Source organism: Devosia sp. (assembly GCF_024707125.1).
Lineage (GTDB): Bacteria > Pseudomonadota > Alphaproteobacteria > Rhizobiales > Devosiaceae > Devosia.
In genome coordinates, this window is record NZ_JANQAH010000013.1 from 167,734 (window position 1) to 189,103 (window position 21,370).

Below are 21,370 nucleotides of genomic sequence, written 5' to 3' on the forward strand. Positions count from 1 at the left end.
AGAGTGCGTCAGGCATCCACCGCCCGCGCCACATAACCCACCCCGCGCACGGTCCCGATCTCCACCCGCGCCGGCTCCAGCTTCTTCCTCAGTCTCGAAATATGCAGCTCCAGCGCATTGATCGACACGGTCTCATCGAAATTGAAGAGCTGGTTCATCAGCCGCTCCTTGGCGACCACCTTTCCAGCATGGGTAAGCAAAATCTCGAGCAGCCGAAACTCCCGTCGTCCCAACTCCAGCGCCTTGCCGCCCACACTGGCATTGAGCCCGGCCAAATCCAGCTCCAGATCTCCCAGCGCCAGCACGCTGCTGGTCTTCCCGCCCGTCCGCCGGATCAGCGCCCGCAACCGCGCCTCAAGCTCGCGCAGATCAAACGGCTTTACGAGATAATCATCGGCCCCCAGATCGAGGAGGCTCACCTTGTCGTCGATCTCCGAGCGGGCGGTAATGACCAGAATAGGCGCCGAAAACTTCTCCCGCCGCAGTTCGGCAATCAACCCGATCCCGTCCCGATTGGGCAGCATCAGGTCGAGCGCCACCGCGTCAAAATCCTCGCCCTTGGCTGCAGACACCACGTCGGCGCCGTCGCGCACCCAGTCGACCGAGTGACCAGCCGTGCGCAGCCGTCTTTCGATGGCCTCGCCCAGGTCCTCATTGTCTTCGACAAGCAAAATTCGCATGCGCGGTCGGTCTCCCCGCGCGGGATATTATCGAAGGCGCGCGCCGCGCGAAACCGGCTTACATCACCTGCGCCAAAAGCGCGCCGGCAACACCCACCACACAGAGCGCCGCGAGCCCCGCAGCCAGCAGCATCTGCTGGGCCCGCTGCACATGCGCTCCGCGCCGCACATCGGTCCGCACCTGCTTCAGTCCCTGTGACTCGAAATCGAGATTGGCCATGCTCATCCCTCATGTGGCGCCGGCCTTTTGAGGCCAGGTGTCGACATTGGGCAGCCGCCTTGGAAAGGGCTGTTTCTCACCCGCCACAACACGATAGCCTCGCTTGGCTTCATGACGAATTGCAGTTTGCGAGCGCAGTTAATTTGTCTTAAATCTTCACAACTCGCGTCTTGTATGGAAGATGTTGAAAGCCTCTCCCGAACATGGCACAAGTCTGCCATGACCCAGCCAGCACACCTTCACCCTGATCGTCTCTTCCCCGCGTCCGAGCCCGCGCAGTCCATTGCTAGGGATCTCTACCCGGCGGTAAAAGACCTCCCTATCGTCAGCCCCCATGGCCATACCGACCCGTCCTGGTTCGCCCAAAATGGTCGCTTTGCCAGCCCCACGGCCCTGTTCCTGACGCCCGATCACTATGTGCTGCGCATGCTCAAAAGCCGGGGCATCAGCTACGATGCGCTGGGCATTCCCCGTAAGGATGGAAAACCGGTCGAAACCGACGGCCGCAAGGCCTGGCGCCTCTTTGCCGATAACTATTATCTCTTTGCCGGCACGCCCTCGAAAACCTGGGTCGATCACTCGCTCCACGCCGTCTTCGGCATCACCGAAGAACTCTCGGGCAAAACCGCCGACAGCATCTTTGACGCCATCGATGCAAAGCTCGGCGCGCCTGAACTCCTGCCGCGCGCCATTCTCGAACGCTTCAACGTGGAAGTCATCGCCACCACCGAATTCGCGCTCGATCCTCTGACCCATCACCAGTCGATGGAAGGACAGGGCCTCATCGGCCAGGTCCGCACCACCTATCGCCCCGATGACGTCACCGATCCCAGCCGCCCCGCCATCGTCGAAAATCTCAAGAAATTCGGCGAACTGACCGGCGAAGACATTTCCAAGTGGGATGGCCTCATCAACGCCCACCGCAAGCGCCGCGAATATTTTCGTCGTTTTGGCGCCGCCGCCACCGACCATGGCGTGCCGACGGCCAACACGGCTGATCTCCCCCTGGTGGAGAAGCAGGCCTTGTTGGAAAAAATCCTCGCCGGCAAGCACGACGCCAATGATGCGGAACTCTTCCGCGCCCAGATGATGACCGAAATGGCGCTGCTGTCCGTGGAAGACGGCATGGTCATGCAGATTCACGCCGGCTCGCGCCGCAATACCGATCCGCTGCTCTTTGGAGAACGCGGCCCCGATCTCGGCGCCGATATTCCCGGCCCCACCGATTATGTCGGCGGCCTCCGCGCCCTTCTCTCGCGCTGCGGCAACGAGCCCAACCTGCGGCTCATCATGTTCGTCCTCGACGAAACCACCTATGCCCGCGAACTCGCCCCCATGGCCGGCTACTGGCCCGCCCTGATGATCGGCCCGCCCTGGTGGTTCCACGATTCCCCGCAGGGCATCCGCCGCTATCTCGACCAGGTCGTCGAAACCGCCGGTTTTTACAATCTCGCCGGCTTCAACGACGACACCCGCGCGCTCCTCTCGATCCCCGCCCGCCACGACGTCTGGCGCCGCGAAGTCTGCGGCTTCCTCGGCCGCTGGGTCGGTGAAAACCGGCTGACCAAATCCTCAGCCGAAGAAATCGCCAAGCATCTGAGCTACCAGGCAGCGAAAGACGCCTACAAGATCAAGTAGGCGCCGCTACGCTCTGCTCTCATTTCCAACCACAGTGTCATCCCCGCGAAAGCGGGGATCTCCGTTTCTGGCCCTAGATTCCCGCTTTCGCGGGAATGACGTGGTGGTTGGCGTGACTTCCACCACACTTTCATCACCTTCTCACGCCAAAGGCGCAACATCAGTCGAATCGTTCGCCGCCTTCTGCTCTAATGGCGCCATGATGAATCAGTCTCCTGCAGAAACCGCGCTCAGCCGCGCCATGATCCGTTGGTCCCTGACGAAATCCACGCCCGTGGCCGAAACGCCGCGCAGCTGGCTCTTTCGCGTCGAGCAGAACGGCCGCAATTTTGCGGCGCTGAAAATCATCAAACCTGAAGCCTCCAGGGAAGAGGGCAGGGGCGTCCGCCTCCTCCAGTGGTACGAAGGCGACGGCGCCGCCACCGTCTTTGATACCCATGGCGATACCATTTTCATGGAATGGCTCGATGGCGGCACGCTGGGCGAACCCGTCCGCGCCGGCAAAGACGACGAAGGCACCATCGCCATCGCCACTGTCGTCGCCAGCCTCCACAAGCCGCGCCCCGACGCCCCCGAAGGCCTCGAACCCCTGCGCGATCGCTTCCAGGCGCTGTTCGATACCGACGTGCGCGCCTGGCCCCGCACCGCGCGCGATCTCTACGCCCGCTCCGCCGGCATCGCCCTAAAACTCTTCGACAAGCCCAGCGCCATCGTGCCGCTCCATGGCGATCTCCACCATGACAATATCATGAGTTCGGATCGCGGCTGGCTGGCGGTAGATCCCAAGGGGCTTCTCGGCGACCCCGCCTACGAAACCGCCAATGTCTTCATCAATCCCGAGCGTGGCGTAGAGATCGCCTCCGATCCGCGCCGCATCGCCGCCCGCGCCGATATTCTCTCCCAACGCCTCGGCTACAATCGCAAGCGCATCCTCGGCTGGGCCGCCGCCCACGCCGCGCTTTCCGCCTGTTGGGATCTCGAAGACGGCAATGCCATCACCGGGCAACTCGCCTGCCTGCCCAATCTCCTCAGCGCCTATGACCTTGCCTGATCGCCCTGGAAATCCCTCGATGACGCACCTTTCCCGCCGCGCCCTTCTCGTCTTCGGCGCCGCCAGCCTGCTTTCCGCCTGTTCGGCCACCATCCCGCCGCTGCCTGCCGCCACTTCGAACCGGCCCGAAAGCCTGACGCGCGACGAAATCCTCTCGGCCATCAATACGACGCGAAAAGCCAACGGCGCCCCGCCCTGGACCTACAATCCGCGCCTCGAAACCGCCGCCCTCTCCCAAGCCCGCCTCATGGCCCGCCAGGATAAGCTCAGCCACGATCTCGGCGTGACCCTCCGCCAGCGCGTCACCGAGGCCGGCTATCTCGGTGCCGTGGGCGAAAACGTCGCCAAGGGTTACAAGACCCTGCCTGATGTTATCGGCGGCTGGCTCGAAAGTCAGGGTCACCGCAACACGCTGCTCTCGCCAAAGTTCACAGAATTCGGCCTCGCCGTGGCGCGCACCAATTCGGGTAAACTCTATTGGGCCATGATCGCCGGCGGCAGCTTTGACGCCTGGCGCGTCTATGGGTAGCCCCGCGAAAACACCAGCACCGTCTCGAGATTCCCATCCCCGCCGGCAATCGGCGAGGCCACACTCAGCCGATGCGCAAATCCCTGCGCCTCGACAAAGGCGATCACCTCGCCCATCGCCCGCGCAACGGCTTCCGCGTCCGTAACAATACCGCCCTTGCCGACAAAATCGCGCCCAACTTCAAACTGCGGCTTGAACAGGATCACCGCCTCGGCCCGCGGCGCACAAAGCCCCAGCGGCGCCTCCAGGACTTTCGTCACCGACACAAAGCTCAAATCCGAAACCAGCAGGTCCACCGGCTCGGGGATTTCCTCGCGCGAAATCTCGCGCGCATTAAAGCCCTCAAGGCTCACGACGCGCGGATGCCCCTTGAGTCGCCGATGCAACTGGTCATGCCCCACATCGACGGCAAAAACCTTGGCCGCCCCACGCTCGACTAGCACCTGGGTAAAGCCCCCGGTCGACGAGCCGACATCGAGGCAAACCTTCCCCTCGACGCTGATCCCGCCCGCTTCGAGCCCCGCCACCAGTTTTAGCGCCGCCCGCGACACAAAGCCCGAGGCCGGATCATCGAGCGCAATGACATCATCCGCCCCCACCATCTGGTTTGGCTTCCTGGCCGGCTCGCCATTGACGCTCACCGTCCCGCGCAGGATCGCATCGCGCGCCCGCGCGCGGCTCGGAAGCAGCCTTCGCTGCTCAATCGCCAGATCGAGGCGAATGCGGGTGCTCACTGCCCGACGAGCCGCTTGACCTTGGCCAGCGCCGTATCCTGCGCCTCTTCATAGGCGACAGTCCCCTGGAACGAGCCGTTCTTGTCGATCAGGAACGTCAGCGCCGTGTGATTGACGAGATAGAACTCGCTCTCGACATCGCCGGCCTTTTCCGAAAACACGCCGAACGCGGCCTTCACCTGGTCGGTCGCTGCCTGATCCCCCACCAGCCCGATCACACTGGGATCAAATCCTTCGACATAGCTTTTCACCATATCGAGCGTATCGCGCTCGGGGTCGACGGTGACGAAGACAATACGAAGATCATCCGGCGTTAGCCCCAGTTCCGTGCGCCAGGCCATGGTTTCGGCCAGCGTCGTCGGGCACACATCGGGGCAGAACGTATAGCCGAAGAACAGCAGCGTCGGCGTGCCCACCAGATCCTTCTCGGTGAACGTCCCGCCCTGCGACGAATTCAGCGCAAAGCTCTGTCCATTGAGCCCCAGCGGCCGCTGCGGCGGCCGAAACACATAAAGAAACGTCGCCCCCAGCGCCGCCACGGCCACCAGCACCCAAAGCACAATACGGAAATTGCGCAGCGTCTTGTTCGTCGTCATTCTTTTGGGCTTTTCTGCATCAGGGGCATCGGTCGACCAATGTGCCTACCGTCCCCGCCACGTCATTCCCGCGTAAGCGGGAATCTCACTCTACCGGTCAGGGATTCCCGCTTTCGCGGGAATGACGCTGCCGACATCAGGCAAATCTCAATTCGCGTCGAGCGGCTCAGTGCCGATCGCCTTGCCTTCGCGGCTCAGCGTAATCTTTTCGATCCGCGCTTCCGCCGTCTTCAGCAGCATCTCGCAATGCGCCTTCAGCGCTTCGCCACGCTCATAGATGGCGATGGATTCGGCCAGCGGCGCCCGCCCGCTTTCGAGCTTCTGCACGATCTGTTCGAGCTGCTCCAAAGCCGCTTCGAAGCTCAGGGTTTTCACATCCTCGGCTGTTCCGGCCATGGCGCCATCCTAAAAATTGAGAGAACTCGTCGCCCCGTCCATCAGCATGGCCACGTGCTGGCGCACGCCTCCGGCAAGGCCCTTGAGGTCATAGCCACCTTCGAGCAGCGACACAATGCGATTGCCGCAGCGGCGTTCGGCCACATCCATCAACTTTCCGGTGACCCAGGCAAAGTCCTGGTCTTCCCATTCGAGCTGCGCCAGGGGATCGCGCTTATGCGCATCAAAGCCTGCGGAGATCAGGATCAGATCGGGGGCAAAATTGTCGAGCGCCGGCAGGATGATCTCATTATAGGCCGCCCGCATCTCCGAGCCGTCCGTATGCGCCTTCAGCGCCGTATTGACGATATTGCCGACGCCATGCTCGCTCGGATGCCCCGTGCCCGGAAACAGCGGCATCTGGTGGCTCGAAGCGTAGAAGACGCTGGCATCGTCATAAAAAATGTCCTGCGTGCCATTGCCGTGATGCACGTCGAAATCAATGATCGCGACCCGCTCCGCCCCATATTTCCGCTGCGCCTCGCGCGCCACGATGGCCACGGTGTTGATGAGACAAAACCCCATCGGCCGGTCGATTTCCGCATGATGCCCCGGCGGACGAATGGCGCAAAAGGCATTGTCCACTTCCCCCATGACGACCGCATCGAGCGCGGCCATGGCCCCGCCCAGTCCAGTCGCCGCCGCCGAAAGTGACTGGTCCGAAATATAGGTATCAGGATCGACCTGCCCGATGCCCTCTGCCGGCCGCGCCATGCGCAGCCGCGCCATATAGCGCTCGTCATGCACAAGTTCGGCGAGCGTAATGTCGCCATAGGGCGCCTCGCGCCGCATCAGCCGCTCGAATTCCTCCGTCGCCAGCGCTTCCTCGACCGCGATGATGCGATCGGCCCGCTCGGGATGGCCGGGCGGGGTACGGTGGTCGGCAAAATTGGTCTGGCTGACAAGGAGCGTGGTCACAGTGGCCTTCGGAGCGTTTGCTGGAAAAGGGCATACCACTTTTCCGCTGCGAAAACGCGACAAACGTTCGCTCGCGCCCCGCCGACTTGACGCGCGCCCCGCCTGTTGTCAAACACCGCCCATGAGCACATTCCCCGACGATCAGGCCATTGCCGAAGCCGCCGCGTCCCTCCGCGCCGGCAATCTCGTCGCCTTTCCCACCGAGACGGTCTATGGCCTCGGCGCCGATGCGACCAATCCCGATGCCGTGCTCTCAATCTACGAAACCAAGGGCCGCCCCCGCTTCAATCCCTTGATCGCCCACGTGGCCGATCTCGAAATGGCCGAAAAGCTCGCCGTCTTTTTCGCCATTGGCGCGAGAACTCGCTCAAAAATTCTGGCCCGGCCCCCTCAGCATTGTGGTCCCCCTGCGCCCCGCCCACGGCCTTGCCGACGTCGCCACCGCCGGCCTCGACACCGTTGCCTTACGCATGCCCGATCATCCGGTCGCTTTGGCGCTCCTCCGCGCCACCGGCCGCCCGCTCTCCGCGCCCTCGGCCAATCCATCCGGAAAGCTCTCGCCGACAACGGCCGAGCAAGTCCGCCGCGGTTTTGGTGGCAAGGTCCCCGTGCTCGACGGCGGCGCCTGCAAGGCCGGCGTTGAATCGACCATCGTGGCGGTCGATGGCGAAAACATCATCCAGCTCCGCGCCGGCGCTCTGGCGCGCGAAGACATCGAAAATGCCTTTGGCCGCAAGGTCACCCGCGCCGCCAAAGGCGCCAAAATCTCCGCCCCCGGCATGCTCCTGAGCCACTACGCCCCCAATGCGTCCATGCGGCTCGACACGACTCCTCAGATCGGCGAGGCCTTTTTAGCCTTTGGCCCCGTTCCCGCCTTCGCTGGCGAAACCCGAAATCTCTCCCCCACCGCCGACCTCCACGAAGCCGCCCGCAATCTCTTCTCGATGCTTCATGAACTGGACGCGACCGGTGCACAGATGATCGCCGTGGCGTCCATTCCGCAGGAAGGTCTGGGCGAAGCGATCAACGACAGATTGCAGAGAGCAGCGGCGCCAAGGGGGTAGGGCGACTACATCGGTTGCCCTCAAATCTACCCCTCACCCACGACGTCATTCCCGCGAAAGCGGGAATCTCCCTTCACCTCAGCAGAGGTTCCCGCTTTCGCGGGAATGACGCAGTGCTAGATTGATGGAATTCTGCTGTCGGGGCGCAGCGATGGACAAGGAATTCTACGTCTACATCCTGACGAATAAGACAAAGTCGGTCGTCTATACCGGCGTCACCAGTGATCTTATTGGTCGAACCTACATCCATCGAAACGACCTGCTTGATGGCTTTAGCCGGCGTTACCACGTCCACTATCTCGTCTGGTATGAGCACCAAGGTTCGGCCGAAGGCGCCATCATGCGCGAGAAGCAGATCAAGAAGTGGAACCGGGCATGGAAGAATGAGCTGATTTCAGCAATGAACCCAGAGTGGCGAGATCTGTACCCGCAGATCGCCGAGCACTGGGGCTGAGGTATCCCACGGCGTCATTCCCGCGAAAGCGGGAATCTCACCTCGCCACGTCCTGGATTCCCCGCGGGATCTAGGAGAACCAAAAGCCCCTAAAAACTCAACCCCACCACAACCGCCAGCGCCCAGAGATAAACCCCGCCAACGACCCACGCCGCCGCCTCGACCCACCCGGCGGCCGGCCGCAGCCACCCCACGAGCCACACCGCCAGCGGCAAAGCCGGCGGCACCGCCAGCGTCATCACGATCGCCAGCGGCCAGGCCCGATCGCCGCTGAGCAGGCTCCCCGCCGGCAGCCCGCGCAAAAGCTCCGCGACCGGCGCCGTTACCACGGCATAAATCGCGCCGGGGATGCCAAGCACCACCAGCCCGCCCACCATCAGCACGGCCGCCACGATCAGCGCAACGACGACGCTTCCTGGCAAGGTTTAGCTCTCCCGCACCTTGTACGGCTTCTGGTCGCGCATAAACCGCGCCAGCGCTTCAAGATCGGGGTCGCCACCCGGCGGCAGCACCACTCGGATGTTCACATAGAGATCGCCATCGCCATAAAGGCCCTTGCCCTTGAGACGCAGCGCCTTGCCCGTGTCCACACCCGGCGGCAGGTTCAGTTCCACCGAACCATCGAGCGTCGGCACGCGCACTTTCGCGCCGAGCACGGCTTCATAAAGCGTCACCGAAACATCGGTGCGCACATCATGCCCATCGCGCCGAAACACTTTTGATTTTTCAAAGCGCACCGTCACCAGCGCATCGCCCGGCTCGCCAAAGGCATTGGCCGTGCCCTGGCCCTTGAGCCGGATCTGCTGACCTTCTTCCACCTTCTCGGGCAGTTTCACGTTCAGCATCTTGCCCGAAGGCATGCGCACCGGCACGGAAGCCGCCTTGTGCGCTTCTTCCAGTGACACGGTCGCATTGACGACCACGTCGTCGCCCTTCATGCGCGCGCCAGCCCCGGCGCCTGCAGCGCCCGTCGCGCCACCGGCAAAGGGGTCCCATTGCGCGCCACCAGCGCCGCCACCCGGACGTGCACCGCCGCGGGGCTGGCCGCCAAAGCCGCTCATGAACTCTTTCAAAATGTCTTCGGCCGAAAACCCGCCTGCGCCGCCACCGGCACCCGGCCGCGCGCCACGGCCGGCGCCGCCGCCAAAGCCACCATTGCCAAAGCCGGCAAATCGCGGATTGCCTTCCGCGTCGATTTCCCCGCGGTCGAACTGGCCGCGCTTTTCCGCGTCATTGAGCAGGTCATAGGCATGCGTTGCCTCGGCAAATTTTCCATGTGCCGAAGGGTCGTCGGGATTCTGATCGGGGTGATACTTCTTGGCCAGCTTGCGATAGGCGGACTTGATGTCCTTCTCGCTTGCGGACCGCGGCACCCCGAGCACGGTGTAAGGATCGCGCATTTGGTCCAATCTGTTTGGGTCGGGCGTTGCTTCGCCCACAATTCGAGTCCTATATGGCCACGCCCCCTCGGCTTGTCCAGTTTGAGAGGGCCAAAAGCCCGGGAAATATGACGATGCTGCAGACACTCACCGAACGCCTTTTCGATGACGGGAACCGTTCCGACCTCGATCCCTTTGCCGTATTCGAGGAGTGGTTTGCCCTCGCCCAGGAAGCCGAGACCAACGATCCCAACGCCATGGCCATTGCCAGCGCCGACGAGACCGGCATGCCCGATGTCCGCATGGTCCTGCTCAATGCCCGCGACAAGAGAGGCTTCTGCTTCTTCACCAATTTCGAGAGCGACAAGGGCCGCCAGCTCCTCGCCAATCCGCAGGCAGCTGCGGCCTTCCACTGGAAGTCGCTCCGTCGCCAGGTGCGCCTGCGTGGCCCGGTGGAAGTCGTCAGCACCACCGAATCCGACACCTATTTCGCCTCGCGCCATCGCGGCAGCCAGATCGCCTCGTCTGCCTCGCTGCAGTCGCGCCCGCTCGAAAATCGCGAAACCCTCATCGCCCGCGTCGAAGCCCTCACCGCCGAGATCGGTACCGCCGAGGTCGTTCGTCCCGCCCACTGGGCCGGCTTCCGGATTCTGCCCACGATGATGGAATTCTGGAAGGATGGCGAATACCGCCTCCATGACCGCGTCCGCTTCACCCGCGAAACGCCCGATGCCGGCTGGCATAACGCGCGCCTTTACCCCTAAGTCAGCGTTTCGCTCGGCGAAATCGCGACAAGTTTAAACAATCCCAAGACCTTTGACGTAAAACAGGCGCCAGCAAGGGAAAAGCCTCTTCGTGCGCATACTGATCAGAACGTCGAAAACGGCCATCTGGGCCCGCCGGATTGGCAGAATTGCCATTCCGCTCGTCATTCTGCCCGTCGGCATGCACCATCTGGGGCTGATCGACTCGCCCAGCTTCTTCACCGTCGCGATTCTGGCGCTGATCGTCTCGGCGCTCGCCGCGCTCGTCGGCCTCTTGGCGCTCATCCGCCTCTGGTTTTCCGGTGACCAGGGCTGGGGCAAGGCCCTATCGGGCCTCTTCCTCGGCCTCATCTGCCTCGCGCCCTTCGCCTATTATGGCCACTACGCCTGGCGCTACCCGCCAGTCACCGACATCGCCACCGTCCCGCGCGGTGAACTGCCGCTACTCTTCCTGCCCGATACCGCGAAAATGCCGCCTCCAAAGCTCATCTCCGCAGACGAGCAGACGCGCATCTTCCCCAATGCGACGACACGCACCTATCCGCTCGATGTCGTGTCTCTCTTCGGCGTGGTCGAGCGGCTCGCGCAGAACGAAGGCTGGGATATCCGCCTCACCCGCGCACCCGGCCTTGATGGCACACCCGGCCGCATCAACGCCCGCATCGCCACCATTCCCGGCTGGCGCGAAGAAGCCGTCCTCCGCATCGCCCCCACGCCCACCGGCGCCAAGGTCGACATGCGCTCGGCCTCGATCAACGCCCCGCACGACTTTGGTTCCAACGGCACCCGCATCGAGCGCTTCATGGTCACACTCGACAATGAAGTGACGACGCTTCTGCGCGACAATCCCAACGTCAACCAGCCGAGCCCCGCCGAAGACGACGAACCCGCCCCAACCGTCGAGGGCGAAGAAGGCTAGGTTTCCCCTCATGCTCGATCTGACACCCTCCCCTTGACGGGGAGGGAAGGGGAGGGGTGTTCACACACCCAGAAACCGTGGCTCCCGCACCCCCTCCCATCCTCCCCCGTGAAGGGGGAGGTGCCGGACCGGTGTTTGCCGATACTACTGCGTCAGAACCCGCCGCACTGCATCATCCCAGCCCGCGACCTTCGCCTTGCGCTCGTCCGCATCCATCGCCGGCTCAAACCGCTGATCCCTTGCCCAGCCAGCGGCAAACTCGTCCATATCAGGCCACACCCCGGCCTTCATGCCCGCGAGCCAGGCCACGCCAAGCGCCGTCGTCTCCAGTATCGTCGGCCGGTCCACCGGCGCGTCGAGCACGTCGGCCAGAAACTGCATGGTCCAGTCCGAAGCGACCATCCCGCCATCGACGCGCAGCACCGTATCGCCACTCGGCGCCCAGTCCCGGTGCATGGCCTCCAGCAGGTCCCGCGTCTGGTAGCAAACCGCCTCCAGCGCCGCTCGGGCGATCTCCGCCGGCCCGGTATTACGGGTAATGCCAAAGATCGCCCCGCGCGCCTCGGCGTCCCACCACGGCGCCCCCAGCCCTACAAAGGCCGGCACCATATAGACGTTCTGGCTCGGATCCGCCGTCCGCGCCAGCGGCCCGGTCTCGCTCGCGTGCTTTACCAGCTTCAGCCCATCACGAATCCACTGCACCGCCGCGCCCGCGATGAAGATCGAACCTTCAAGCGCATAAGTCGTCTCGCCATTCAGCCGATAGGCAATGGTGGTGAGCAGCCGGTTCTGCGAGCGCACCATATCGCGCCCGGTATTGAGCACCGCAAAGCAGCCCGTGCCATATGTCGACTTCAACATCCCCGGCGCAAAACAAGCCTGTCCAATGGTCGCCGCATGCTGGTCTCCCGCGACCCCAAGAATAGGGATCGGCGCGCCGAACAATTCGGTCACCCCAAAATCATCCGCACAATCTTTCACCTCGGGCAGCAGCTTTGCGGGTACTCCAAGGATACCCAGCAGCTCCTCGTCCCACTGATTGCGCCCGATATCGAACATCAGCGTCCGCGCCGCATTGGTCGCGTCGGTCGCATGCACCTTGCCGCCCGTCAGCCGCCAGATCAGGAACGCGTCCACAGTCCCGAAAGCCAGCTCCCCAGCTTCCGCGCGGACCCGCGCGCCCTCGACATTGTCGAGCAACCATTTCACCTTCGTGCCGGAAAAATAGGGGTCGAGCAGCAACCCAGTCCGCTCGGTAAACAGCGCCTCATGCCCCGCGCGCTTCAGCTCCGCGCAAGTCGCCGAAGTCCGCCGATCCTGCCAGACAATCGCATTGTAGATCGGCTTCCCCGTCGCCCGATCCCAGACAACAACCGTCTCGCGCTGATTGGTAATTCCGATCGCCGCAATATCGCCGGCACCAACCTTGGCCTCACCCAGCGCGGTCCTGATGGTGGCAACCACACTCTCCCAGATTTCCTCCGGATCGTGCTCCACCCAGCCATCCTGCGGAAAGACTTGAGAAAATTCCTTCTGCCCGACCCCGACCACCTTCCGGTCGCCATCGAACACAATCGCCCGGCTCGACGTCGTGCCCTGATCGATCGCCAGCACAAAATTTGTCAACGCATTCTCCTCTCGCGAAGCTCTCTCGGCTCCTTCGTCTCCCTCCCCATCAAGGGGAGGGAACAGCGCGGTGCGCGCCGGGCCTACGCGGCCAAATGCCCCTCAAGCCGCGCCACATCCTCGGCGCCAACCCGCAGCCCCAATTTCGTGCGCCGCCACAGCACATCTTGTGCCGTCCGCGCCCACTCATGTTCAACCTGATAATCGACCTCGGCCGCATAAAGGTCCGCGCCAAAATGCTGCCCCAGCGCGTCCACGGTCTTCCGATCCCCCAGCAGCACCCGAGCCTTGCTCCCATAAAGCCGCATCAACCGCTTCAGCAGTGTCCCCGGCAATTCCGGATAGTCGAGCCCCAGCCGCCGCACTTCCGCATCAAAGCTGAGCGGCCCGAAATCACCGCCGGGCAGGGTGCTGACCTTGGTCCAGGCCCCCTTCTTCTTCCCCAAAACCTCTTCAATCTTCTCAAGCACCGATTCCGCCAATCGCCGCGACGTCGTCAGCTTGCCGCCAAACACATTGACCACGGCCCCCGTTGTCTTGTCGCCCTCGACCTTGAGCACATAGTCCCGCGTCGCCTCCTGCGCCGCGCTCGCGCCATCGTCAAACAGCGGCCTTACGCCCGAATAGGTCCAGACGATCTCGTCTTTCGTCACGGGCTTGGCAAAATACTCGCTCGCCGCGCTCAGCAAATAGTCCGTCTCTTCCTGAGAGATTTTGACATCCTTCGGATCGCCCTTGTAGTCGCGGTCCGTGGTGCCGATCAGCGTGAAATCATCCTGATAGGGAATGGCGAAAATGATCCGCCCATCGCCATTCTGGAAAATGTAGCAGCGGTCGTGGTCATAGAGCTTTTTCACCACGATATGGCTGCCCTGAACCAGTCGCACATTATGCGCCCCGTTCTTGCCCATCACGCCATTGATAACATTGTCGACCCACGGCCCCGCCGCATTGACGATCATCTTGGCGCGCACCGTCTGCGTGCCGCCTTCGCCCTCAAGCGAAATCGTCCAGGCGCCGTTTTCCTTTCGCGCCGAGGTTACCTTCGTCCTCGGATAGATTTTTGCGCCCTTGTTGGCCGCATCGCGCAGGTTGAGCACCACGAAGCGCGCATCATCGACCCAGCAATCCGAATATTCGAACCCGAGCCTGAAACCCGGCTTCAGCGGCTTTCCGGTGACATCCCGTGTCAGATCAAGCGTTTTGGTCGGCGGCAGCAGCTTTCGTCCGCCCATATAGTCATACATGGCGAGGCCCGTGCGCAGCACCATTGCTGGCCGCAGTCCCTTGTGATGCGGCAGCACGAAGCGCAGCGGCCGAATGATATGCGGCGCCGCCGCCCAAAGAATCTCGCGCTCCGCCAGCGCCTCATGCACCAGCCGGAATTCGTAGTGTTCCAAATAGCGCAACCCGCCATGGATCAGCTTGGTCGCCGCCGAGCTCGTGCCCGAAGCAAAATCGTTCATCTCGGCAAGGCCAACCGAAAACCCGCGCCCCACCGCATCGCGCGCCACGCTGGCCCCATTAATGCCGCCGCCGATGACGAACAGATCCAGCACTGACTCACTCATATCGCTTCGCTCCAAGAATGGTTCGTATGTAAGTCATTTGCTTTCGTTTTGGAACAGGATTTGTTTCGTTTGGTGGCGTGACGCTAGCCCACGGCCGAAGCACGAAGCCTTCCTACAAAACCACTGCGTCATTCCCGCGAAAGCGGGAATCTCACCCCCGAAACAGGGATTCCCGCTTTCGGGGGAATGCCATGGTGTGTGAGGCAATTCTTCCATACAAGATCAAGGTTGACCAAGCCACGCCAAGGGTCTAGGCCTCCTTTGCCTTCCCGGCCCGGATCCTCGGCCAATGCTCGACATTATCTTCGTCATCCTGCCCATTTTCGCCCTCATGGGCCTGGGCTATGTCGCCGTGCTCAAGCGGCTCTATCCGGCCGAAGGCGTCAAAAGCCTCATCGCTTTCGTGAACAATTTCGCGACGCCCTGCCTCCTCTTCTACTCTATTTCGACGAGTGATTTCAGGTCGGCCTTCAATCTGTCGATCATCGGCCCCTTCTACCTGGGCGCCTTCGTCTGTTTCGCCGTGGGCATTTTCATTGCGCGCCGCGGCTTCGGCAATCGCCCGGGCGAAAGCGTCGCCGCCGGCTTTTCCGGCACTTTTACCAATACCGTGCTTGTGGGCCTGCCCATCCTCACCCGTGCCTATGGCGATGGCGCCCTCCCGGTCACCCTCTCCATCATCGGCCTCCATGGCGCCATCCTGCTCACTGTCGGCATGGTCACCATGGAACTGGTCAAGCGCGACGGCCAGCCGCTGGGCAAGACTCTCGTCGTCGCCTTCCGCCGCGTCGTTTCCAATCCGCTGATCTGGGGCATCGCCGCAGGCATCATCGGCTCACTGCTCGAAATCCAGCTGATCGAACCGGCCGAAGCCTTCTTCGTCATGATGAGCCAGGCCGTCGTCCCCGCCGCCCTTTTCGGCATCGGCGGCGCCCTGGTCGAATTCAAGCTCTCGGAAAACTGGAAGCAGGCGCTCGTCGCCTCCCTCATAAAACTGATCCTGCACCCCGCCATCGCCTATGTGCTGATGGTCTGGGTCCTGCACGTCCCACTCGAAATCGCCCGCTACGGCATTTTGCTCTCGGCCATGCCGGCGGGCGTCAATATCTATGTTTTCGCGACGTACTACGATCGCGGGGTGAGCGTCGCGACAAACACCATCCTCATCGCCACGGTGCTCTCAGCCGTGACGATTTCGGGATGGCTGTATATCTTGAGTTTGTAGCACCGGGGCGCTCACCCCGAACCCACCAAAAACACGGCGTCATTCCCGCGAAAGCGGGAATCTCTGTTTCCGTGCGTTGAGATTCCCGCTTTCGCGGGAATGACGCGGCGGCAGGGACCGGCACTTATCCCAACCCCGGTTGTCACCCCCGGCGAAGGCCGGGGCCCATCTTGAGATATCAGGTACATGCAGTGGGAGTGGAGGTTACGAAACCTTCAGCGCCGTCTCGGCCAGCCGCACCCAATAGCTCGTCCCCACCGGAATAGCCTCGTCATTGAAATCATACGTATCCGTATGCAGCTCCGACGAATCCCCATTGCCGATGAAGATGTAGGCCCCCGGCCGCTCATTGAGCATGAAGGAGAAATCCTCCCCACCCATGGACGGCGGTGTATTCCGGTCCACCCGCTCTGCGCCCGCAACTTCGGTGGCGACATCCGCCGCAAAATCCGCTTCCCGTGCCGAGTTGACCGTCACCGGATAACCCCGCGCATAGCGGATCACCGCGCTCGCGCCAAAACTCTGCGCAAACTGCGGCACGATCTCCCCGAGCCGCGCCTCGATAAAATCCTGCACACCGCCATCAAGCGTGCGCACCGTGCCGGTAATCTTCGCTGTCTGCGAAATCACATTGTCGGCTTCACCCGCCTCGATCATCGTCACGCTCAGCACCGCCGATTCCAGCGGATCGAGGTTGCGCGAGACGATCGTCTGCAGCGCCGTCACCATCTGCGCGGCGACGATGATCGGGTCGACCGTCTGCTGCGGCCGCGCCGCGTGCCCACCCTGGCCGGTAATGGTGATGTAGAACCGATCCGTCGCAGCCATGATCCCACCATGGCGAATGCCGAAATGCCCCACTGGCATGCCCGGCCAATTGTGCATCCCGTAAAATTCGGAAATGTCGAATTTTTCGATGAGGCCGTCGTCAAGCATCACCTTGCCGCCGCCGCCACCCTCTTCGGCCGGCTGGAAGATCAGCGCAATGCGCCCATCAAAATTCCGCGTCTCGGCCAGATATTTTGCCGCACCCAGCAGCATCGCCGTATGCCCGTCGTGCCCACAGGCATGCATCTTGCCCTGATTGGTCGAGGCATAGGCGGCCCCGGTCTTCTCCGTCACCGTCAGCGCATCCATATCGGCGCGCAGGCCAATGGTCTTGCCGCTGGTATTGGTCCGCCCATTGATGATGCCGACAACGCCCGTGCGCCCGAGCCCGGTCACCACCTCATCGACGCCAAACGCCTTGAGCTTTTCCGCCACGATCCCGGCCGTCCGATGCACCTCGAACAGCACTTCCGGATGCTGATGCAAATCCCGTCGCCAGGCGGTGATTTCATCATGAAATTCGGCAATGCGGTTGAGGATAGGCATAACAAGTCCAAAGCAGATGGGGATGAGACAGTGTCTCTGCCCCAACGTGTGGCGTCAATGCTTGCACGCAGATTTTGGCCGGAGGGCCACCGGGTCATCTGTCCCCCAACCCCAAAGTTACCGTCATTGCCGGGCTTGTCCCGGCAATCCATCTCGCCTCTGCATGGACTACCGGGACAAGCCCGGTAGTGACGACGGATTGGAGTTCAGGCACCCCTTTCTAACATTCCCCTCGCGACCGAACCGAAATTCCCCTCCCGTGCCTTGCCCGTCCCGGCTCAACCTGCCATTGAACCCCCAAATTCGGAGCCGCCCATGAAAATCCTCGTCGCCGTCAAGCGCGTCGTCGACCACAATGTCCGCATCCGCGTCCGTCCCGATGGAACTGGCGTAGAGACCACTGGCGTACGCATGTCGATGAATCCCTTCTGCAAGCACGCGGTGGAAGCCGCCGTGCAACTGGCCGAAAAGGGCCAGGCGAGCGAAGTGGTCATCGTCTCCGTCGGCCCCAAGCAGAGCAACGACGTCATTCTTACGGCCCTCGCTATGGGTGCCCATCGCGGCATTCTCGTCGAAACCGATGCGGCCCTCGAAACCCTCACCATCGCCAAGCTTCTGGCAAAGGTGGCCGACGAAGAACAACCCGACCTGATCCTCTTGGGCAAGCAGGCCGTCGACGACGATTCCAACCATGTCGGCCAGATGCTCGCTGCCCTCACCAACCGCCCGCAAGCCACCTTCGCCTCGGAAATCGTGGTGAAAGGCTCCGAACTGGAAGTCACCCGCGAAGTCGATTACGGCCGCGAGACGATTGCGGTTCCGCTCCCCGCCGTCGTCACCGCCGACCTCCGCCTCAATACCCCGCGCAACGCTGCGCTCCCCATGGTGATGAAGGCGCGCTCGAAGCCGCTCGCCGTGCGCCCGGCCGACACCTTCGGCGTCGACCTCACTCCGCGCCTCACGATCGAAAAGATATCCCCGCCCGCTGAACGTGTCCCCGGCAAGACCGTCGGCTCGGTTGCCGACCTCGCCAGCGCCATCGCCTCCGAAGTCAACGAGATGGAGGCGCTCTGATGTCGGTTCTCCTGCTTGCCGATCACGACAAGGGCGAACTCTCGCCCGCCACCGCCCGCTTGGTCGCGGCCGCGAACCAACTCGGTCCCGTTGACGTCCTGGTCGTCGCCGAAAACCCCGGCAACATCGCTGCATCAGCCGCTCAAATCGCCGGTGTTCGGATAGTCCAAGTGGTGAAGGCGGCCGAAACCGCCGAATCCATCACCAATTCCCTCGAAAGCCTCGCTCAACGCTACCAGTCTGTTAGCGCGAGTGCCTCGTCGGTAGGCAAGGACGTTATCCCACGCCTCGCCGCAAAGCTCGATATCCAGCCGGTCACCGACATCGTCGCAATTGAAGGTGCCAACCGCTTTACCCGCCCGATTTACGCCGGTAACGCGCTCGAAACCGTCACCGACCCGCAGCCAAAGCACCTCCTGACCTTCCGCGCCTCGGCTTTCCGCCCAGCCGCCTCGGGCAATGCCGCGCCGGTCGAAAACCTAGACCTTTCAGTCACTTCCGCCGCCCGCTTCCTCGCTGCCCACCGTACCGAAAGCGACACGCCCGATCTCGCGACAGCCCAGATCGTCATCGGCGGCGGCGTCTCCGTCGCCTCCGCCGAAGGTTTTCAACTGATTGAAAAACTTGGCAAAACCCTCGGTGCCGCCGTCGGCGCCACCCGCGCCGCGGTCGACGCTGGCTACGCCCCCAACGATTGGCAGATCGGCCAAACCGGCAAGATCATCGCTCCCGACCTCTACATCGCCATCGGCATCTCCGGCGCGCTGCAGCACCTTGCCGGCATCCAGGGCGCCAAGAAGATTTTCGCCATCAATACCGATCCAGAAGCACCCCTGGTGAAAATCGCCGACGTGGCGCTGATTGGCGATCTCTTTGAAATCGTTCCGCAATTGATCGCTGAACTGGAAAAGTCGGGCATCCGAAAACCCCAGTAGAAACCTCATGGTGAGCTTGTCGAACCACGAGGTTTCGTGTCGCCGACAAGGTCCCAAAAGATTGCAAAAATCCCCCAGCCGCCTATAAAGACGGCGCCTTCTCACCGGACTTCCGAAAAATGTTCGAAAACCTCTCAAAGGCTCCTGGCGACAAGATTCTTGCGCTCATGGGCGAATACGCTGCTGACCAGCGTTCCACCAAGATCGACCTCGGCGTCGGCGTCTACAAAGACGAAAAGGGCGTGACCCCGGTCATGACCTCGGTGCGCAAAGCCGAAGAGAAGATCCTTTCGAACGAAAAAACAAAGACTTACCTCGGCATCGCCGGCAACAAGGGCTTTGGCACCTCGGTGCTCGACCTCGTCCTCGCCGGTAGCGTTGACCTCTCCCGTGTCCGCATTGCGCAGGCGCCGGGCGGCACAGGCTCGCTCTGGGTGCTGATGCAGCTCATCAACCGTGCCCGCCCCGGCGCCACGGTTTATGTGTCGGACCCGACCTGGGCCAACCACAACCCGATCGCCATCAATTCCGGCCTCAAGGTCGCGACTTACCCCTATTTCGATACGGAAACGCGCGGCGTCAAATTCGCCGAAATGCTGGCAACGCTTGATAAATTGGGCGCTGGCGATGTCGTGCTGCTGCACGGCTGCTGCCACAACCCGACCGGCGCGAACCTTTCCAACGACCAGTGGGACCAGGTTGCCGCAAGCCTCCTGCGCACCGGCGCGCTGCCCTTCGTCGACCTCGCCTATCTAGGCTTCGGCGATGGCATCGAAGCCGACGCCTATGGCACCCGCAAAATTCTATCCACGGTGCCCGAAGCTCTGGTAGCATTCTCCGGCTCGAAGAATTTCGGGCTCTATCGCGAACGTGTCGGCGCCGCCATTCTCATCGCCCGCGATGAAAAAGAAGCAGATATTACAAATTCGCAGCTGCTGAACATCATCCGCGGCGCCTATTCCCAGCCCCCGATCACGGTGCCGAGATCATCCGCACCATCCTCGAGGACAAGGCTCTGCGCGCTGAGTGGGAAGAAGAACTGGCGCTCATGCGTAACCGCATGATTTCATTGCGGAAAAAGCTCGCAGATGCGATCCGCGAACGCTCCAATTCCACCGATTTCGACTTCGTCGCAGACCATCGCGGCATGTTCTCGCTGCTCGGCCTCAGCAACGACGCCGTCGAACATCTTAAAGCCGAAAACGGGGTCTATATGACCGGGGATAGCCGCATCAACGTTGCCGGCATTCCGGAAGATCGCGTGGGAGACCTCGCGGCCGCTTTCCTCGGGGCATCCCGATAATTGGGTGGGGACCGGAAAACAGCATTGGTTTTCAAGTCCCTGCACTTGTCTTCGCTTGCGGCACGCTGCCGCCATGCTACACCTTGGCCAAAGGCCACTTGGCAGAGATTTTAGGAGGGAACGATGAAGTTCTTCGTCGATACTGCAGATACCGCCGCCATCAAGGAACTCTATGAAACCGGTCTCCTCGACGGCGTCACCACCAACCCGTCGCTGATCGCCAAGTCCGGCCGCGACTTCAAGGAAGTCATTGCCGAAATCTGCGCCATCGTTCCCGGCCCGGTTTCCGCTGAAGTTGCCAGCCTCGAATTCGACGGCATGGTTGCCGAAGGCGAGCACCTCGCCAAGATCGCGTCCAACGTCGTCATCAAGCTGCCGCTCACCCTTAACGGCCTGAAGGCAACCAAGTATTTCAAGGACAAGGGCGTCAAGACCAACGTCACGCTCTGCTTCTCGGCCAACCAGGCCCTGCTCGCTGCCAAGGCCGGCGCGACCTATATCTCGCCCTTCCTCGGCCGCCTGGATGACATCAACCTCGATGGCGTACAGCTGATCGAAGACATCCGCACGATCTACGACAACTACCAGTTCGAGACCCAGATCCTGGCCGCCTCGATCCGCTCGCCCAACCACGTGACCCAGGTGGCCCTTGCCGGCGCCGACGTCGCCACCATCCCGCCCGACGTGATCAAGAAGCTTGCGAACCACCCGCTGACCAATGCGGGTATCGAGGGCTTCCTCAAGGACTGGAAGGCCACGGGCCAGTCGATCCTCTAGGGATCGTCGCAATCCATTGATTGGCTTCGGATAATTTTCGAAGCCATGCCTTTGAAGGCCTCGCCCTCGTAAAGCGCCTGGGTGAGGTCTTTCTCTTTTCGAGA

21 protein-coding genes and 2 pseudogenes are annotated in these 21,370 nt (G+C 62.2%); 12 read left to right on the forward strand and 11 right to left on the reverse strand.

Features of this window, described 5'->3' with window-relative positions:
• Positions 1-8 precede the first annotated feature (8 nt).
• Together NVV77_RS21690 and NVV77_RS21695 are read right to left on the reverse strand one after the other, a co-directional pair.
• Positions 9-680, reverse strand: a complete 672-nt coding sequence (locus tag NVV77_RS21690; RefSeq protein WP_295416844.1) for a response regulator transcription factor — start codon at positions 678-680, stop codon at positions 9-11.
• Positions 681-738: 58 nt separating this feature from the next.
• A complete protein-coding gene (locus tag NVV77_RS21695) occupies positions 739-900 on the reverse strand; it encodes a hypothetical protein (protein WP_295416846.1) in 162 nt (53 codons plus the stop codon).
• A 219-nt stretch (positions 901-1,119) separates the two neighbouring features.
• Here NVV77_RS21695 and uxaC point away from each other — a divergent pair, with 219 nt between their 5' ends.
• The 3 genes from uxaC (at position 1,120) to NVV77_RS21710 (ending at position 4,118) form a co-directional block, all read left to right on the forward strand.
• Positions 1,120-2,538, forward strand: a complete 1,419-nt coding sequence (gene uxaC, locus NVV77_RS21700; protein ID WP_295416849.1) for a glucuronate isomerase — start codon at positions 1,120-1,122, stop codon at positions 2,536-2,538.
• Between the two features lie 199 nt (positions 2,539-2,737).
• Positions 2,738-3,589: an aminoglycoside phosphotransferase family protein gene (locus tag NVV77_RS21705; protein WP_295416851.1), complete on the forward strand. Its 852-nt coding sequence runs from the start codon at positions 2,738-2,740 to the stop codon at positions 3,587-3,589.
• A 19-nt stretch (positions 3,590-3,608) separates the two neighbouring features.
• A complete protein-coding gene (locus NVV77_RS21710; RefSeq protein ID WP_295416853.1) occupies positions 3,609-4,118 on the forward strand; it encodes a CAP domain-containing protein in 510 nt (169 codons plus the stop codon).
• Here NVV77_RS21710 and NVV77_RS21715 read toward each other — a convergent pair.
• The 4 genes from NVV77_RS21715 to NVV77_RS21730 form a co-directional block, all read right to left on the reverse strand.
• Positions 4,109-4,852 (reverse strand): TlyA family RNA methyltransferase, encoded by a 744-nt coding sequence (locus NVV77_RS21715; protein WP_295416855.1) that lies wholly within the window; start codon positions 4,850-4,852, stop codon positions 4,109-4,111. The genes NVV77_RS21710 and NVV77_RS21715 overlap by 10 nt on opposite strands.
• Positions 4,849-5,448 carry an SCO family protein gene (locus tag NVV77_RS21720; RefSeq protein WP_295416858.1) on the reverse strand — a complete coding sequence of 200 codons (600 nt, stop codon included), beginning with the start codon at positions 5,446-5,448 and terminating at the stop codon, positions 4,849-4,851. The genes NVV77_RS21715 and NVV77_RS21720 overlap by 4 nt, the downstream gene beginning before the upstream one ends.
• Before the next feature lie 147 nt (positions 5,449-5,595).
• Entirely contained in the window at positions 5,596-5,844 is a 249-nt protein-coding gene (locus NVV77_RS21725; protein ID WP_295416859.1) for an exodeoxyribonuclease VII small subunit, read from the reverse strand.
• Between the two features lie 9 nt (positions 5,845-5,853).
• Positions 5,854-6,801: a histone deacetylase family protein gene (locus tag NVV77_RS21730; RefSeq protein ID WP_295416862.1), complete on the reverse strand. Its 948-nt coding sequence runs from the start codon at positions 6,799-6,801 to the stop codon at positions 5,854-5,856.
• Positions 6,802-6,922: 121 nt separating this feature from the next.
• On the opposite strand from NVV77_RS21730, the pseudogene NVV77_RS21735 reads away from it, so the two are divergent.
• Both NVV77_RS21735 and NVV77_RS21740 read left to right on the forward strand, forming a co-directional pair.
• Positions 6,923-7,865 (forward strand): annotated as a pseudogene (locus NVV77_RS21735) (L-threonylcarbamoyladenylate synthase).
• Between the two features lie 151 nt (positions 7,866-8,016).
• Entirely contained in the window at positions 8,017-8,319 is a 303-nt protein-coding gene (locus tag NVV77_RS21740; RefSeq protein WP_295416864.1) for a GIY-YIG nuclease family protein, read from the forward strand.
• An 89-nt stretch (positions 8,320-8,408) separates the two neighbouring features.
• Here NVV77_RS21740 and NVV77_RS21745 read toward each other — a convergent pair whose 3' ends face one another.
• Both NVV77_RS21745 and NVV77_RS21750 read right to left on the reverse strand, forming a co-directional pair.
• A complete protein-coding gene (locus NVV77_RS21745) occupies positions 8,409-8,741 on the reverse strand; it encodes a hypothetical protein (protein WP_295416866.1) in 333 nt (110 codons plus the stop codon).
• Positions 8,742-8,744: 3 nt separating this feature from the next.
• Entirely contained in the window at positions 8,745-9,719 is a 975-nt protein-coding gene (locus NVV77_RS21750; RefSeq protein ID WP_295416868.1) for a DnaJ C-terminal domain-containing protein, read from the reverse strand.
• 113 nt (positions 9,720-9,832) lie between these two features.
• Here NVV77_RS21750 and pdxH point away from each other — a divergent pair, with 113 nt between their 5' ends.
• Together pdxH and NVV77_RS21760 are read left to right on the forward strand one after the other, a co-directional pair.
• Positions 9,833-10,462: a pyridoxamine 5'-phosphate oxidase gene (gene pdxH / locus NVV77_RS21755; protein ID WP_295416870.1), complete on the forward strand. Its 630-nt coding sequence runs from the start codon at positions 9,833-9,835 to the stop codon at positions 10,460-10,462.
• Between the two features lie 91 nt (positions 10,463-10,553).
• On the forward strand, positions 10,554-11,381 hold the full coding sequence (locus tag NVV77_RS21760) for a DUF1499 domain-containing protein (protein WP_295416872.1): 828 nt from the start codon (positions 10,554-10,556) through the stop codon (positions 11,379-11,381).
• 144 nt (positions 11,382-11,525) lie between these two features.
• Here NVV77_RS21760 and glpK read toward each other — a convergent pair whose 3' ends face one another.
• Positions 11,526-13,007: a glycerol kinase GlpK gene (gene glpK, locus NVV77_RS21765; protein WP_295416875.1), complete on the reverse strand. Its 1,482-nt coding sequence runs from the start codon at positions 13,005-13,007 to the stop codon at positions 11,526-11,528.
• Positions 13,008-13,090: 83 nt separating this feature from the next.
• Positions 13,091-14,578 carry a glycerol-3-phosphate dehydrogenase gene (glpD, locus tag NVV77_RS21770; RefSeq protein ID WP_295416878.1) on the reverse strand — a complete coding sequence of 496 codons (1,488 nt, stop codon included), beginning with the start codon at positions 14,576-14,578 and terminating at the stop codon, positions 13,091-13,093.
• A gap of 289 nt (positions 14,579-14,867) precedes the next feature.
• Between glpD and NVV77_RS21775 the strand changes: the two genes are divergently transcribed.
• Positions 14,868-15,803, forward strand: coding sequence for an AEC family transporter (locus tag NVV77_RS21775; RefSeq protein ID WP_295416881.1), 936 nt, complete (start codon positions 14,868-14,870; stop codon positions 15,801-15,803).
• 204 nt (positions 15,804-16,007) lie between these two features.
• On the opposite strand, the gene NVV77_RS21780 is transcribed toward NVV77_RS21775, so the two are convergent.
• The gene (locus NVV77_RS21780) at positions 16,008-17,177 is read right to left on the reverse strand and encodes a M20 aminoacylase family protein (protein ID WP_295416884.1); all 1,170 of its coding nucleotides are present in this window, start codon (positions 17,175-17,177) and stop codon (positions 16,008-16,010) included.
• A gap of 315 nt (positions 17,178-17,492) precedes the next feature.
• Between NVV77_RS21780 and NVV77_RS21785 the strand changes: the two genes are divergently transcribed.
• The 4 genes and pseudogenes from NVV77_RS21785 (at position 17,493) to fsa (ending at position 21,266) form a co-directional block, all read left to right on the forward strand.
• Positions 17,493-18,251 (forward strand): electron transfer flavoprotein subunit beta/FixA family protein, encoded by a 759-nt coding sequence (locus NVV77_RS21785; protein WP_295416886.1) that lies wholly within the window; start codon positions 17,493-17,495, stop codon positions 18,249-18,251.
• Positions 18,251-19,186: an electron transfer flavoprotein subunit alpha/FixB family protein gene (locus NVV77_RS21790; protein ID WP_295416889.1), complete on the forward strand. Its 936-nt coding sequence runs from the start codon at positions 18,251-18,253 to the stop codon at positions 19,184-19,186. Before NVV77_RS21785 ends, NVV77_RS21790 begins: the two co-directional genes overlap by 1 nt.
• A 254-nt stretch (positions 19,187-19,440) precedes the next feature.
• Positions 19,441-20,489, forward strand: a pseudogene (locus NVV77_RS21795) (aromatic amino acid transaminase).
• Between the two features lie 123 nt (positions 20,490-20,612).
• Entirely contained in the window at positions 20,613-21,266 is a 654-nt protein-coding gene (gene fsa, locus NVV77_RS21800; RefSeq protein WP_295416892.1) for a fructose-6-phosphate aldolase, read from the forward strand.
• Positions 21,267-21,370: the final 104 nt, after the last annotated feature.